The organism is Aliiroseovarius conchicola, from assembly GCF_041403445.1.
GTDB classification, from domain to species: domain Bacteria; phylum Pseudomonadota; class Alphaproteobacteria; order Rhodobacterales; family Rhodobacteraceae; genus Aliiroseovarius; species Aliiroseovarius conchicola.
Genome location: NZ_JBGEHL010000001.1, coordinates 120950 through 134900 on the forward strand (window position 1 = coordinate 120950; position 13951 = coordinate 134900).

The 13951-nt window shown below is 55.6% G+C and carries 14 protein-coding genes and 1 tRNA gene; 10 read left to right on the forward strand and 5 right to left on the reverse strand.

Translation table 11 applies throughout. The features are described 5' to 3' along the window. Position 1: 1 nt before the first annotated feature. From V6N04_RS00550 to V6N04_RS00565, 4 genes are all read right to left on the reverse strand, one after another. Positions 2-1096, reverse strand: coding sequence for an ABC transporter ATP-binding protein (locus V6N04_RS00550; RefSeq protein ID WP_371168162.1), 1095 nt, complete (start codon positions 1094-1096; stop codon positions 2-4). A gap of 3 nt (positions 1097-1099) precedes the next feature. Further along, the gene (locus tag V6N04_RS00555) at positions 1100-1963 is read right to left on the reverse strand and encodes a carbohydrate ABC transporter permease (protein WP_371168163.1); all 864 of its coding nucleotides are present in this window, start codon (positions 1961-1963) and stop codon (positions 1100-1102) included. 5 nt (positions 1964-1968) lie between these two features. Beyond that, positions 1969-2862: a carbohydrate ABC transporter permease gene (locus V6N04_RS00560; protein WP_371168164.1), complete on the reverse strand. Its 894-nt coding sequence runs from the start codon at positions 2860-2862 to the stop codon at positions 1969-1971. Positions 2863-2929: 67 nt separating this feature from the next. Further along, positions 2930-4252, reverse strand: coding sequence for an extracellular solute-binding protein (locus tag V6N04_RS00565; protein ID WP_371168165.1), 1323 nt, complete (start codon positions 4250-4252; stop codon positions 2930-2932). Between the two features lie 148 nt (positions 4253-4400). Here V6N04_RS00565 and V6N04_RS00570 point away from each other — a divergent pair, with 148 nt between their 5' ends. From V6N04_RS00570 to V6N04_RS00580, 3 genes are read left to right on the forward strand one after another with little or no spacing between them, the layout of a single operon-like run. Continuing rightward, the gene (locus V6N04_RS00570) at positions 4401-5195 is read left to right on the forward strand and encodes an IclR family transcriptional regulator (RefSeq protein WP_371168166.1); all 795 of its coding nucleotides are present in this window, start codon (positions 4401-4403) and stop codon (positions 5193-5195) included. A gap of 4 nt (positions 5196-5199) precedes the next feature. Beyond that, positions 5200-6219, forward strand: coding sequence for an aldo/keto reductase (locus tag V6N04_RS00575; RefSeq protein WP_371168168.1), 1020 nt, complete (start codon positions 5200-5202; stop codon positions 6217-6219). Beyond that, a complete protein-coding gene (locus V6N04_RS00580) occupies positions 6216-7079 on the forward strand; it encodes an amidohydrolase family protein (RefSeq protein ID WP_371168169.1) in 864 nt (287 codons plus the stop codon). Before V6N04_RS00575 ends, V6N04_RS00580 begins: the two co-directional genes overlap by 4 nt. A 15-nt stretch (positions 7080-7094) precedes the next feature. On the opposite strand, the gene V6N04_RS00585 is transcribed toward V6N04_RS00580, so the two are convergent. Continuing rightward, positions 7095-7184, reverse strand: a tRNA-Ser gene (locus V6N04_RS00585). 198 nt (positions 7185-7382) lie between these two features. Between V6N04_RS00585 and V6N04_RS00590 the strand changes: the two genes are divergently transcribed. From V6N04_RS00590 to V6N04_RS00620, 7 genes are read left to right on the forward strand one after another with little or no spacing between them, the layout of a single operon-like run. Beyond that, positions 7383-8291, forward strand: a complete 909-nt coding sequence (locus V6N04_RS00590; RefSeq protein ID WP_371168170.1) for an SPOR domain-containing protein — start codon at positions 7383-7385, stop codon at positions 8289-8291. A 48-nt stretch (positions 8292-8339) separates the two neighbouring features. Then, positions 8340-9533 carry a D-alanyl-D-alanine carboxypeptidase family protein gene (locus V6N04_RS00595; protein ID WP_371168171.1) on the forward strand — a complete coding sequence of 398 codons (1194 nt, stop codon included), beginning with the start codon at positions 8340-8342 and terminating at the stop codon, positions 9531-9533. Positions 9534-9540: 7 nt separating this feature from the next. Then, a complete protein-coding gene (tmk, locus tag V6N04_RS00600) occupies positions 9541-10161 on the forward strand; it encodes a dTMP kinase (RefSeq protein ID WP_371168172.1) in 621 nt (206 codons plus the stop codon). Then, the gene (locus tag V6N04_RS00605) at positions 10158-11288 is read left to right on the forward strand and encodes a DNA polymerase III subunit delta' (RefSeq protein WP_371168173.1); all 1131 of its coding nucleotides are present in this window, start codon (positions 10158-10160) and stop codon (positions 11286-11288) included. Before tmk ends, V6N04_RS00605 begins: the two co-directional genes overlap by 4 nt. A 15-nt stretch (positions 11289-11303) precedes the next feature. Further along, a complete protein-coding gene (locus tag V6N04_RS00610) occupies positions 11304-12119 on the forward strand; it encodes a TatD family hydrolase (RefSeq protein ID WP_371168175.1) in 816 nt (271 codons plus the stop codon). Beyond that, positions 12119-12919: an MBL fold metallo-hydrolase gene (locus V6N04_RS00615; protein WP_371168176.1), complete on the forward strand. Its 801-nt coding sequence runs from the start codon at positions 12119-12121 to the stop codon at positions 12917-12919. The genes V6N04_RS00610 and V6N04_RS00615 overlap by 1 nt, the downstream gene beginning before the upstream one ends. Then, positions 12920-13861, forward strand: coding sequence for an AEC family transporter (locus V6N04_RS00620; RefSeq protein ID WP_371168177.1), 942 nt, complete (start codon positions 12920-12922; stop codon positions 13859-13861). Positions 13862-13951 lie beyond the last annotated feature (90 nt).

The following is a 13951-nucleotide window of genomic DNA, read 5'->3' on the forward strand; positions in this document are numbered from 1 at the left end:
CTTACCCCCTGATCGCATCGGAGCTTGCCGCATCGAAAACGTGGCATTTATCCAGCATCAGTTGAAATTTTAAGATCTCACCAGGCTGCACGGGGCGCGGGTTCAACATCTTCGCCTGCACTTCGGTGCCCGCGATATCTGTGAACAACACGGTCTCGGTTCCCAGTGGCTCTGTCAGCGTAACTGTCAGGTCCAAGTCCGCTTTTTCACCACCTTCCTGAACGGAGTGGCCAACGGGCATCAAGTTATCTGCACGAAATCCAAACCGGACATCTTGCCCGTCTCTGACCAATCCGCGCACTGTGGCGGGCACTGGGACGTTCAAGCCGCCGTAAAGCTCGATCATATCAGTGCCCACCACTTTGCCGTCGATCAAGTTCATCGGAGGTGACCCAATGAACGTCGCAACGAATGTATTGACGGGGGCGTTAAACAGTTCCAGAGGTGTGCCGACCTGAACGATGTGACCATCGCGCATCAAAACAATGCGATCGGCCAACGTCATGGCTTCCACCTGATCATGGGTGACATAGATGATCGTGTTGCCGACCTTTTGATGCAGCTTTTTGATCTCGACCCGCATTTGCGTCCGGAGCTTGGCGTCAAGGTTCGACAATGGTTCGTCGAACAAAAAAACATCTGGGTGACGGACGATTGCGCGTCCCATGGCAACCCGTTGACGCTGTCCACCTGAAAGCTCCGCTGGTTTGCGATCCATCAGATCGTCCAGACCAAGAATACCTGCGGCATCATCAACGGCTTTGACGATGGCACTGTCTTCGACCTTTGCGATTTTCAACGAAAATCCAAGGTTCTCGCGCACCGTCATATGCGGGTAGAGCGCGTAGTTCTGAAACACCATCGAGATGTTACGTTCACGCGGTGGCAGGTCGTTTACCACCCGTCCGCCGATTTTGATCTCTCCGCCCGATATTCCCTCAAGCCCGGCAATCATTCGCAATGTCGTGGATTTGCCGCAACCCGATGGGCCAACCAGCACAACGAACTCTCCGTCGCGAATGTCCAGATCAAGGCCATGAACCGCTTGGTGCTTGCCATAAAGTTTGATGACGTTTGAAAGGGTAACTTCAGTCATGGTCTATCCTTTGACGCCGCCGAATGTGAGGCCGGCAATCAGATGTTTCTGAACGATAAATGTAAGGATCAATGCGGGGACGATCATAAGAACGGCCAATGCACACATCCCCCCCCAGTTGATGGTGAACTCAGCGGTGAAATCCAAAAGACCGACCGGCATGGTTTTTGACCCAACCGAACGGGTCAGTTGGGATGCCAGTGCAAATTCGTTCCACGACGTGAGGAAGGCAAAGATCGCTGCAGACGCAACACCGGACCGTGCGACCGGGAATTCGACTTGCCAGAACGCCTGCCAACGGGTGCAGCCGTCAATCTCGGCTGCTTCGTGCAGCTCCTTTGGGATTTGGCGGAAGAACCCGTCCGTCAGCCAAATGGTGAACGGCACGTTCATGGCCACATAGGCCAAGATCAATCCGAAATGGGTGTCAATGATACCAACGCGGGCAAAGACAATGAACAGGGGTAGTGAAAGCGCAACGCCCGGCACTGCACGAAACAACATCAAGCCAACAAAGTATCCCGACTTTCCCTTGAACCGGTAGCGGGCAAAAGCGTATCCGCCAGACATTCCGATCAGAATGGCGATTGCGGTCGACGCGACAGACACAATCAACGAGTTACGAAAGTACGAGAACACAGGTACGCCACCTTCGCCAGCACCGCCAAACATTGCACGGTAGTGTTCCAAGGTGAAAGACGGTGTCCAAACAGGTGGTTTGGCCATGATCTCGACCGTGGGTCGGAACGAGTTTAGGACGATCCACAAACCAGGAATGCAGATGATCGACATTGTGACGAATAGAGCGATGAAATGCAGAGTTTTCAGCGCGCGCTTACGATTGCGGTGGGCTTGGTTGCGATCCATTCCGACTACCCCGCCATGCCAAGCTCGGCGCGGGCGGCGCTGAGTTTGCGAAAGAAGTAGATGGTAAACAGGATCGACAGCAGGATCGAAACATAGCCCATCGCGTTGGCCAACCCCATGCGGGCGTCAACGTATCCCGTGCGGCTCATCAAGGTCCACAATAACTCGGTCCTTCGCGCGGGTCCGCCGCCGGTCATGATCTGAACGATGTCATAGGCCCGCGCGACATCAAGCGAGCGAATGGTCATCGCGATGTAGATAAACGGCATCAGAAACGGCAGCGTAATGTGGCGAAAGGTTTGCCAGGCTGTGCAACCATCAACCTTGGCGGCCTCCAACGGATCGCGCGGCATCGCAAACAGCCCCGCAAGGATCAAGATCGCAAAAACAGACGTGCTCATCCAGATTTCTGCAAACATAATCGAGAACATCGCGAGTTTGCCGTCAACCAACCATGGCAGGGCGACATTGAACCCCATCGACTGCAAGGCGTTGTTCACCAATCCAATATTGTCATTGAAAATGAACTTGAATTGAAAACCAACGAGGATAGGAGAGAACATCATGGGAAACATCAAGATGGTCCGCAGCGTACGTTGTCCCCATGTGACTTTGTTCATCAACAGGGCAATACCCAACCCCAACAGCAGCTCCAGATTTAGGACAATGGTTAGGAACAGAACCGTACGACCAAACGCTGCCCAAAACTTCGCATCAGACAGAATTTTTTCATAGTTGTAGGTACCCACCCACTTCCAAAGCGTTGATGGTCGCGTCAGCTTGTAGGGTGTGAAGCTGGAGTAGAGTGAAAAGATTAGCGGGATCAGTACAACTGCGGCAATCACAAAGATTGCGGGCAACAGAAGGACAAACCACTCAGGCAAGCGGCGACGGAACATTGTGCACCTATCGGGTAAATGGGAAGCGATCCAGGCGCAGGTTTTCCCGCGCCCGGATCGGGTTGCGTTAGTAGTAGCCAGACTCTCGCATCAGCTCATCGACCGATGCTGCTGCGTCGTCCAAAGCTTCTTGGACGGATTTATCGCCAACGATGGCCGCCTGAAGTTCTGGGAAGACAATGTTGGTGCTTTCGCCCCATTCTGGGATCGGAGGTACCGCAAATGCGTATTTCGCACCTTCTGCAAAGGCAGCCAGAGCTTCCGCACGGAACGCATCATCACCTGCTTGAGCCGCTGCAACATTTGCATCCCAAACAGCCGATCGCGTGGGCAAAGATCCACCGGCGCTTTCTGCAAGTTGGCTTTCTTCGCTGGTTAGGAACATCACCAAAGACGCAGCGGCTTCTTTGTTGGCGCAGTCATTGGTGACTGAAAACCCGTGATGTCCAGACCAACCGGTGCGAGTGGCTGACCCCATGGGCTGTACAGCAACGCCAACGTTGCCCGCGGCTTTCGACGATTCTGGGTCATTGAAGAACCCAGCCCAGCCTGGCCAATCAAGGTTTAATGCCACAGTACCCGAGGCAAAGCCCTGCCCTAGATCGTCCCAAACATAGCTGGTGGTCCCAGCAGGCACGGCCTTGGCTTCATAAAGATCAACAAACCACTGCAACGCGCGCTGCCCTGCTTCGGAATTGAAAATCGGCTTTTTGTTTTCATCCAGATAATTGCCGCCCTCAGCCACAACCATCTCATAGAAACGACCAACGATCGCCTCGTCTTTACCGGCGTATTGAGTACCGTAAAAGTTGGGTGGGTCAGCAAAGAAGATGGCTTGGTCTTTTACCTGATCCCACGTGTCAGGAACCGCGAGTGGATAGCCATATTCTGCTTCAAAGGCCGCAGATTTTTCCGCGTCTTCGTAGTTTGATTTCAAATAATACAGAACAGAGACATCAAACTGCGCACGGGGCAACATTAGAAGTTCGCCGCCAACGGTTGAGGCATTGATGTTGCCGCCAACAAATTCGGCAACCATCTCAGCAGGGACGTGGTCATTTAGGTCCACATAAAGACCTTCATACTGGGGCGCGAAGGACGAATGATTTGACCCGACACACCAGGATGTTGTCCCGGCGGCCATATCTGATTTGATTTCCTTGTCGATCTCGAAGTGGCTCTTCTTCGAAATGATGTCGACCTTGGCACCGGTAGCAGCCTCCCAATCTGCAATGCGACCGTATAGGCCCTCATATTGCTGACCCCCGATCAACTTTGCTTCGACGGTGACACCGGGAAAGCTCCCCCAATCCTCGGCCGTCGCAGATTCGCTGACCGCCACAAGCGCAGAGCTGGCAAGTAAACCCTTAATAAAAGTCATTCTTTTCATTTTTTCCTCCCATACTGCAATGAAGAACGGAACTTCCATCCATCGCTATATTTGTATGTAAAACATTTATTCATTTGTAAATCAAGCTTGACAATACCAATGAGAGTTGGAGAATTGGCCAAACCATACCGAATGCAAGAAGGACAGAATGGACGACGCCAGTGACAAGTACCGCGCTCCAGCCCTCGAAAAAGGTCTGGATATAATCGAACTGCTAGCAAGCCAGGGCGAAGGTATGTCTCAAGGCGAGGTCGCGCGTGCACTGGAACGGTCACAAAGCGAAATCTACCGGATGCTCTCGACACTGGTCCGCAGAGGCTACGTCATCCGCTCGACCGCTGGGGATCGCTATTCGCTTAGCCTAAAGATGTTTTCTATCAGCCAGCGACATCCACCGATTGGCCGCGTCATCGAAGCCGCGTTGCCACGAATGCGCGCGATCACGCGCAAGGCTTGGCAGTCATGCCATATCGGCATGGAAAGCAACGGGGACATTGTCATCGTCGCATCGGCGGAGTCTCCGGGCAACTGGGGACTAGCACTGAAGACCGGAACGATAATTGGCTTGTGGAACACCGGCACGGGACGCGTATTGGCAGCCTTTCGACCTGACCATGAAGTGGAAGAGTTGATCTCTCAACACAGGCGCGCGATCGGCGAACCAGAGCTTGATCGGGCTGAGTTCGACGGCCATCTGGCCCGAATTCGAAGCTTAGGCTACGAAGAAATGCCATCGGCGACAACAATTGGAGTCACCAACATAGCGTTCCCGATCTTTGGCCCCTCGGGCCATGCAACCGCGGTCCTCAGCTGCCCCTACCTCGAACGAATTGATGATCTTGTTGTCCCATCCCAAGAAGAAATCGTGGCAATGTATCGCGACTTAGCTGATGAGTTGACCGCGATTTATGGTGGCACCAACCCCTTTCAGAACAGGATCTGATCCGATGAAGTTCGCAACCCGCCGCGTCGGCAAAACCTCCCTTGAGCTCCCAACCCTTGGTTTCGGCACAGCGCCGCTCGGGGGATTGTTTGATGCTGTTGACGGTGCAGAAGCTGCACAAACGCTTGCCGAGGCTCTGGATCACGGAATGAGCTATGTCGACACAGCACCCTTTTATGGGTTCGGGCGGTCAGAGCGCCGGGTCGGCGATCAACTTCGCGGGCGAAAACACCAGATTTCAACCAAGGTCGGGCGACTACTTTTGCCCGGTCCTGCACCAGACCCAGCCGCGGTGGGTTGGCCTGACGCTCTGCCGTTTCACCCGGTCTATGACTATGGTTATGATGGGATAATGCGATCGTTTGAAGACTCACTCCAACGGCTTGGCCTTGACCAGATTGACGTCCTCTATGTCCATGACATCGGGGAAATGACACATGGAACAGACAACGTCCGCCATTTCAAAGCACTTGAAGGCGGAGGATATCGTGCCCTAGAGGAACTGCGAATGTCGGGACGATTGAAAGCTATCGGATTGGGCGTAAACGAGACACAGGCCTGCCTTGACGCCTTAAATATCGGCGACTGGGACGTGTTTCTTCTTGCTGGGCGCTACACCCTTCTTGAGCAAACGCCCTTAGATGACCTGTTTCCAAAATGCGTCGAAAGAGGTGTCTCTTTTGTTGTTGGAGGCCCCTATAATTCGGGCATTTTGGTGGGCGGGGACACCTGGAATTATGGCGCCGCTCCAGAAAGCGTAATGAAGCGGGTGGAGCGGGTGTCAGCCATCTGTCAGGACCATAACATTCCAATGCCTGCGGCGGCGTTGCAGTTTCCACTTGGCCACACCGCCGTCACATCTGTCATTCCCGGACTGCGCAACCGATGTGAGCTTTCAGACACCATCAACTGGTGTCGTCACCCAATACCAAGGGAGTTTTGGCAAGCTTTGAAGATCGAAGGATTAATGCACTCGGACGCTCCGATTCCGCCAGCATTACCATTTCTGGCAACATCATCATGACCATCGACACCCACCAACACTTCTGGAAATTGGACCGTGGCGACTATGGATGGTTAACCCCCGACCTCGCGCCGCTTTATCGCGACTTTCTGCCGGGGGATTTGGAACCGCTACTAGCCGCAAACGGGGTAACAGGCACGATCGCTGTACAAGCCGCGGATACCGAAGATGAAACCGAGTACCTGTTGTCCCTTGCAGATCGTTTCGACTGGATCATTGGGGTCGTGGGTTGGGTTGATCTGACAGCCCCTCGTGCACCCGAAACCATTGAACGTTTGGCCCGGCACCCCAAACTGGTGGGCCTGCGCCCAATGATACAGGACATCAAGGATGACGCCTGGATGTTGCGCGACGACCTCGGCCCTGCGATCACCGCGATGATGGACCTTAATCTAACCTTCGATGCGCTGGTCCTGCCGCGCCACCTTTGCCACCTGAATGTGTTCGTTGCGCGCTACTCTCATCTAACGGTCGTCATCGACCACTGCGCGAAGCCCGATATCCGCAATCAGGTATTCGAGCCATGGGCGTCCCAATTCACAGAATTGGCGTCCTCACAAAACACCTACTGCAAACTCTCTGGCCTTGTTACAGAAGCAGGCGAGAACTGGTCCGATGATGATTTGCAACCGTATGTAGAGCATGTATTAGATAACTTCGGCCCGAAACGCTTACTGTTTGGAAGCGATTGGCCGGTGCTAAACATTGCGTCTGAATACAGCCAATGGATCACAATGGCGTGCAAATTCCTCGAAAGTCAGGGCTCGTCGGGCGAAAAATCAGTGCTATCAGAAAACGCGCACGGCGCCTATCCACGCCTTCTGTCGCAAGGTGGAAACATGCAAATTGACCGCTACTAGCAAGCTGAACGGCAATGGCGGAGGAGGTGGGATTCGAACCCACGGTAGACTTTCACCTACGTCGGTTTTCAAGACCGGTGCATTCAACCACTCTGCCACTCCTCCGACAAGGGTGAGATAGCGACTAGATCGCGATTCTAAAAGCAGGTTTTTTCGGGCTGGTTCTCGCCCATCAAAAGATTGCGATGTTCGAGAGCCTTTTCACGAGGCCCAACAGCGGCTAGACTACGCCTCAACCGGGATCAAAACCCGACAAAAGAGCAGTTCAGGGCCCAAGGCCCGCGTGACAATTAGGGGCGAGACATGGCAAGCAAGACCACTCTGACAGTGGCCATGGTGTTGGGCAGCGCATTGTTTCTTACTGGGTGCGACGACACCAAGCTTCCCGCATTTTTGAAAAACTCGGGCAAATCCAGCGCGCCCGGCGAAGTCCAAACCAAGGCCGGTAGCCGCGTCGAGCGCGATGTCGAAGCCCCCGAGATATTCCAAGTTGCCGAAAAAGGTCTGTGGGACGGGCGCCCAAGTCTTGGTGGCGTTTGGGTCGCACACCCCGATGCCAAGGATCCCGAGCGGGTTTTGATCCGCAACACCTCAAACGGTAAAACCGTGGTTGGCGCCCTATTCCGGCGCGAACGTGCCCTTCCCGGACCACGATTTCAAGTTTCCTCCGATGCGGCCAGCGAGCTTGGGATGTTGGCCGGGGCGCCTGCTGATCTTAGCGTAACGGCTTTGAAAAAAGAGGTTATCGTCGAAGAGCCCCCGGCACCAACCGAGGACTTGGAGAAGCCTGAGGGGATCGAACAAACCTCACTCGATGATCCGATCGCAGCGGCGGCGGCAGCGCTTGATAAGACAGAGGCAGCGTCAGCTAGCGCATCAGCAGCCCCGCGACCCAAGCCGGCGTCGCCCAAACCCGCTGCTGCCAAACCGGTTGCCGCGCCCAAGCCTGCGGCTGCGGCTCCTGCATCCTCTGGCACACAGTCCAAACCATTTGTTCAGATTGGCATCTTTTCGGTCGAGGCAAACGCCAACAGCACCGCAAGCAAGATGAAGCAGGCAGGTATGGTTTCTAGCGTGAAACCCGGCCAGTCAAACGGCAAATCATTCTGGCGAGTTATCGTTGGCCCGGCAACAACAAAGGCCGAACGCACAGCGCTGCTTGAAAAAGTCAAAGGGCTCGGCTTTGCTGACGCCTACTTCGTTTCAAACTGATGCCCACGGGTCTCCGTTGGGCGCTTATTGAAAGGTCTCTGATCTGCAATGCCTCTCTGCTTCGTTAAACTGATCGCGGCATTCTCTGCGATTATCGTGTTCATAGGACAGCCTGTTTATGCGTTCGAAACACGTGCCAGCTCGGCTTACGTTCTGGATGTGAACACCGGTACGGTTTTGTTGGAAAAAAATGCAGACGTGCCATTACCCCCGGCGTCGATGTCCAAGTTGATGACCATCAACATGTTGTTTGAGGCCCTGGCAGACGGCCGCGTCACCATGAGCACCCCCTTCGGCGTGTCCGAACGCGCGGCATCCATTGGTGGCTCGACCATGTTTCTTGAGCGCGCAGACCGGCCCACAGTCGAGGACTTGATCCAAGGAATTGTCGTTCAATCCGGCAATGATGCGAGCGTTGTGGTCGCTGAAGGACTGGCGGGAACCGAAGACGCTTTTGCACGGATGATGACAGAACGCGCCCGCGAACTAGGAATGGAGAACGCGAGTTTTGGAAACTCCTCGGGTTGGCCGCACCCAATGCAGCGTATGTCGATGAAAGATCTCGCGATCCTGTCACGCCACATCATCACTGATTTTCCTGACTATTATCATTACTTCGGGCAAAGCGAGTACCACTACAAAGGGCGCGCGCCAGACAATCGTTTCAACCGCAATCCGCTGTTGGAATTGGGTATTGGCGCGGACGGGCTGAAAACCGGCCATACCCAAGAAGCCGGGTACGGCATCGTCGGGTCCGCACGCCAAGGTGATCGGAGGATCATCTTCGTGTTGTCCGGCATGGGGTCCGAAAAAGAACGTGCGGAAGAGGCTGAGGCGATCATCAATTGGGCATTTCGTCAGTTCACAATGAAGACAATGCTAAAAGCCGGGGAACAGGTGGCACAAGCTAACGTATGGCTCGGCGCGCAAGACAAAGTGGGGCTGGTGCCTGCACAGGACGTTGACCTTTTGATGCCCGCGGCGCAACGCAAGGGCGTCAACGCCCAAATCAACTGGAACGGACCGATCCCAGCACCAATCGCACAAGGACAAGAACTGGCCGAGATGGTGATCACTCGTGCAGGGCTTAGCGATACGATCGTGCCACTTTACGCGGAAACCGGCGTCGGCAACGCAGGCTTTGCAAAGCGCCTGACAACGGCCGCAGAGCGGCTGTTTGCTTTGGCCATGGGGAACGACGCACCGCCGGCTGCGATCCAACCTGAACCAGCGAGCAACTGATCCCCTGATGACTGGGTTGTTTATCAGTTTTGAAGGCATCGACGGCTCGGGCAAATCCACCCAGGCGAAACTGCTTGCGCAAGCCCTGCAAGAGAATGGGCAAGACGTCGTCCTAACCCGAGAACCCGGCGGAAGCGCCGGGGCCGAGGAAATCCGCGCGCTGGTGCTAGAGGGCGACCCGGACAGGTGGTCGGCCCAGACTGAACTTTTGTTATTCACCGCCGCACGACGAGATCACTTGGAACGCCTTATCAACCCGTCGCTTGCCGAGGGCAAAATCGTGATCACGGACCGCTTTGCCGACAGCACTCGAATGTATCAAGGCACACGGTCTGGCGACCTGCGCGAGATGGTGGACCAACTGCATGATCTGGTCATCGGGCGCGAACCTGATCTGACATTCCTGATCGACATGGATCCCGATCTTGGCCATGCCCGCGCCAAAGGGCGTGGTGGCACCGAAGAACGGTTCGAAGATTTCGGCGCAGAACTACAACACAAAATGCGTGCTGGTTTTCTTGAGCTTGCCCGCCAAAACCCCAACCGATTTCGCATCATCGACGGCACGCGTGACATAGACGCGGTTGCCGCAGATGTCCTGCACGTCGCGCAAGAGGCCATCGCGTGAGCACGGATTTCGACGACATCCCCGAACCCGACCGGATCGAGGGCGCGCCGCATCCCCGCAATGCCTTGCATCTGATCGGCCAAGACGCAGCCGAGGCCGCGTTTCTGGATGCCTATAATTCCGACCGGATGCACCATGGCTGGCTGATCACTGGGCCGCGCGGCGTTGGCAAAGCCACGTTGGCTTGGCGCATCGCGCGGTTCTTGCTGGCCACACCGCCCGACGATGGTGGAATGTTCACGGCGCCTGCCCCGAACACGCTGGAGATCTCGACAGATCATCCGGTTGCACGTCGCATGCAGGTTTTGTCTGAACCCGGGCTGTTCTTACTGCGCCGCCCGTGGGACGAGAAAAACAAGCGCCTCAAGGGCGAAATCACAGTTGACGAAGTGCGCAAGCTCAAGAATTTCTTTGCTCTATCGTCGGCAGGCGGCGGTCGTCGCGTGGTAATCGTTGATGTCGCAGACGAGATGAACGTCTCGGCGGCCAATGCGCTCTTGAAACTTCTGGAAGAACCGCCCCAGGGGGCCGTTCTATTGCTGATCAGCCACCAGCCATCGCGCCTGTTGCCAACGATCCGTTCGCGGTGTCGCGAACTCCGGTTGGGCCCACTGGCCCCCGAAGCCCTTGCGCAGATCATGGCTGGTCTCGAGGAGACGCCGTCGCCCGAGGACACAATCCGTCTGGGTGAACTCGCTGCCGGGTCTGCCGGGGATGCGCTGCGACTGTTGCACCTCGACGGAATGGCGACGTATGCAAATTTGATCGAGGTCTTCTCGGCAGGCCGAGATTTCGACCGCCCACGTGCGCTGAAACTGGCCGAAAGTGCCGTTGGCAAAGCCAATGCCGACCGGTTTGATCTGATCTTGCGATTGTTCGACTTATTCTTGGCCCGTTTAGCCCGCCACGGCGCTGGTTTCCCGCCCACAGCCGAAGCCGCACCTGGCGAGGCCGCTTGTCTGGCACGTCTGTCTCCCGGACCTGAAGCAGCGCGTGCTTGGGCCAGTCTTCAACAAGAATTGTCCGCCCGCGCCGGGCATGGACGGGCTGTGAACCTTGACCCCGCAGCCCTCATCCTCGATATGGTTTTCAGGATCAACGATACGGCGGCACGCCAAGCTGCCTGAGTCAAGGACGCCCCCATGAGCACGTCGCAAACCACACCCCAAATCACAGACAGCCACTGTCATTTGGACTTCCCGGATTTCGAAGGCGAACTGGACCAGATCATCGCCCGCGCGGCCGAGGCTGGTGTGACGCGCATGGTGTCCATCTGCACAAAGATGGCCAATCTGGATCAGGTGCGGACCATCGCCGAGAACCACGCGCCAGTCTTTTTCGCTGCCGCCACCCATCCGATGAGCGTTGCGTCCGAGCCGATGGTAACGGTTGAGGAGCTGGTCGCCCTAGCAAATCACCCCAAGTTTGTCGGGATCGGCGAAAGTGGCCTTGATTATCACTATACCGCCGACAGTCGCGGCGCGCAGATCGAAAGCCTGCGCATTCATATCGAGGCCGCACGCCAAACCGGCCTACCCTTGATCATCCATTCGCGCGACGCGGATGAAGATATGGCACGTATTCTGACCGAAGAACACGCAAGCGGGACCTATTCTTGTGTCATGCATTGCTTCAGTTCCGGCCCAGAGCTTGCCCGCGCAGCACTCGATCTGGGTTTCTACCTGTCGATGTCGGGCATCGCGACCTTCCCACGCAGCCAAGAGGTGCGTGATATATTTTCTCACGCGCCGGTGGACCGTATTCTCGTCGAAACAGACGCGCCCTATCTTGCCCCCCCGCCCCATCGCGGGCGACGCAATGAACCCGCTTACACCGCGCATACGGCTCAGGTGGGTGCAGACCTATACGGCCTGTCATACGAGGATTTCGCCGCACAAACGCAGCAAAATTTCGACCGCTTGTTCAGTAAGGCCGCGACTTACGAGGCCACATCCTAATGGCGCAGATTGAATTCACCATATTGGGATGCGGGTCATCTGGTGGTGTACCCCGTCTTGGTGGCAATTGGGGCGACTGTGATCCTGACAACCCCAAGAACAACCGCACGCGTTGCTCAGCCCTTGTGACCCGCACCGGCGATGACGGTGGTGTAACGCGGGTGTTGATCGACACCTCGCCTGATATGCGCCAACAGCTGTTACGGGCTGGGATCGGGACACTGGACGCTGTTGTCTATACCCACGGACACGCCGATCACATGCACGGGATCGATGATTTGCGTCAGGTCGTGTTCAATAATAACGAACGCTTGCCTGTTTGGGCTGATGGCCCCACGCAGGAAATCTTGCTTTCGAATTTCAGCTACGCCTTTGTCCAGCCAGAGGGATCGAGCTATCCACCTATTCTGAACCTTCACACGATTGATGGTGACGTGGTGATCGGTGGTGCGGGCGGCGACATTTGCCTGACCCCGTTCAAGGTCCCGCATGGCAGAATCGACGCACTTGGGTTTCGGATCTGCGACTTAGCGTATCTGCCCGACGTCAACGAAATCCCCGATCATGTTCTACCCGTACTGGAAGGGTTGGATATCTTCGTTCTGGACGCATTGCGCCGCATGCCGCACCCGACCCATTTCCACTTGGATCAAGCGCTTGAATGGATCGACAGAGTCCATGCCAAACGGGGTATCTTGACCAATATGCATATCGATTTGGATTACGAGACCCTCAGGGACGAAACGGCCGATCACATCATGCCAGCCTATGATGGCCTGACCCTTAATATCGCCGTCTGAATGAGCACGCTCGTCAACATCGTCCTGCCTGTCTTTCTGGTGATTGGGCTGGGGTATCTGGTGCGTTGGCGAAAATTGCTTAGCGATGAAGCCTTTGACGGGCTAATGAAATTCGCTCAGTCCATCGCTATCCCATGTTTGCTGTTTCTAGCCATTGCCCGGCTAGACCTGAGCGCCGAGTTCGACCTGTCTTTGCTGGGTAGCTTTTACACCGGAGCCCTTGCTGGGTTCATTGCGGGATTGTTGGGTGCGCGGCTGTTGTTTGGGCGACCATGGCCGGATGCTGTGGCCTTCGGTTTTGTCTCGTTGTTTTCGAACACGCTATTACTGGGCCTACCCATAACCGAGCGCGCTTTTGGTCAAAATGCGCTGGCGGGGAACTACGCGATTATCTCGCTGCATGCACCGTTCTGCTATGCCATTGGCATCACCGCGATGGAAATTGCGCGCGCCAGCGGAGCCGGATGGAAGGACACATTGCGTCAGATCATTCGATCCATGACCCGCAACATGTTGGTGTTGGCAATCGCGGCTGGTTTTGTTGTGAACCTGCTTCACGTCGCATTGCCGGACGTGTTGGTCCAAGCCTTGAACTTGCTTGGTCGCGCGGCTCTGCCAACTGCCCTTTTTGCTTTGGGCGGTGTGCTCTACTTGTATAGGCCAGAGGGTGATCTTCGCATCGTCAGCTACCTTTGTTTCGTATCTTTGGTCATGCACCCGACCATCACATGGGTATTGGGGCGGTCATTCGGTCTGGACGTTGACCAGTTCAGATCAGCTGTCGTGACAGCGGCCTGCGCCCCGGGCATCAACGCGTATATATTCTCAAACATCTATGGCGTCGGAAAACGCGTGGCCGCAACGACTGTTCTGGTGGCCACGGGGCTATCTATCCTTACGGTTTGGGGTTGGTTGGCACTGTTGGGGGCACCCGGCGGATAGTTCTGCGCTGAACGAAGGGCGGAATTTGCCCCTCTATACCTCAATACGTTACAGAAAACCAAAAGCTAGGCCATTCATGTAACATATCAC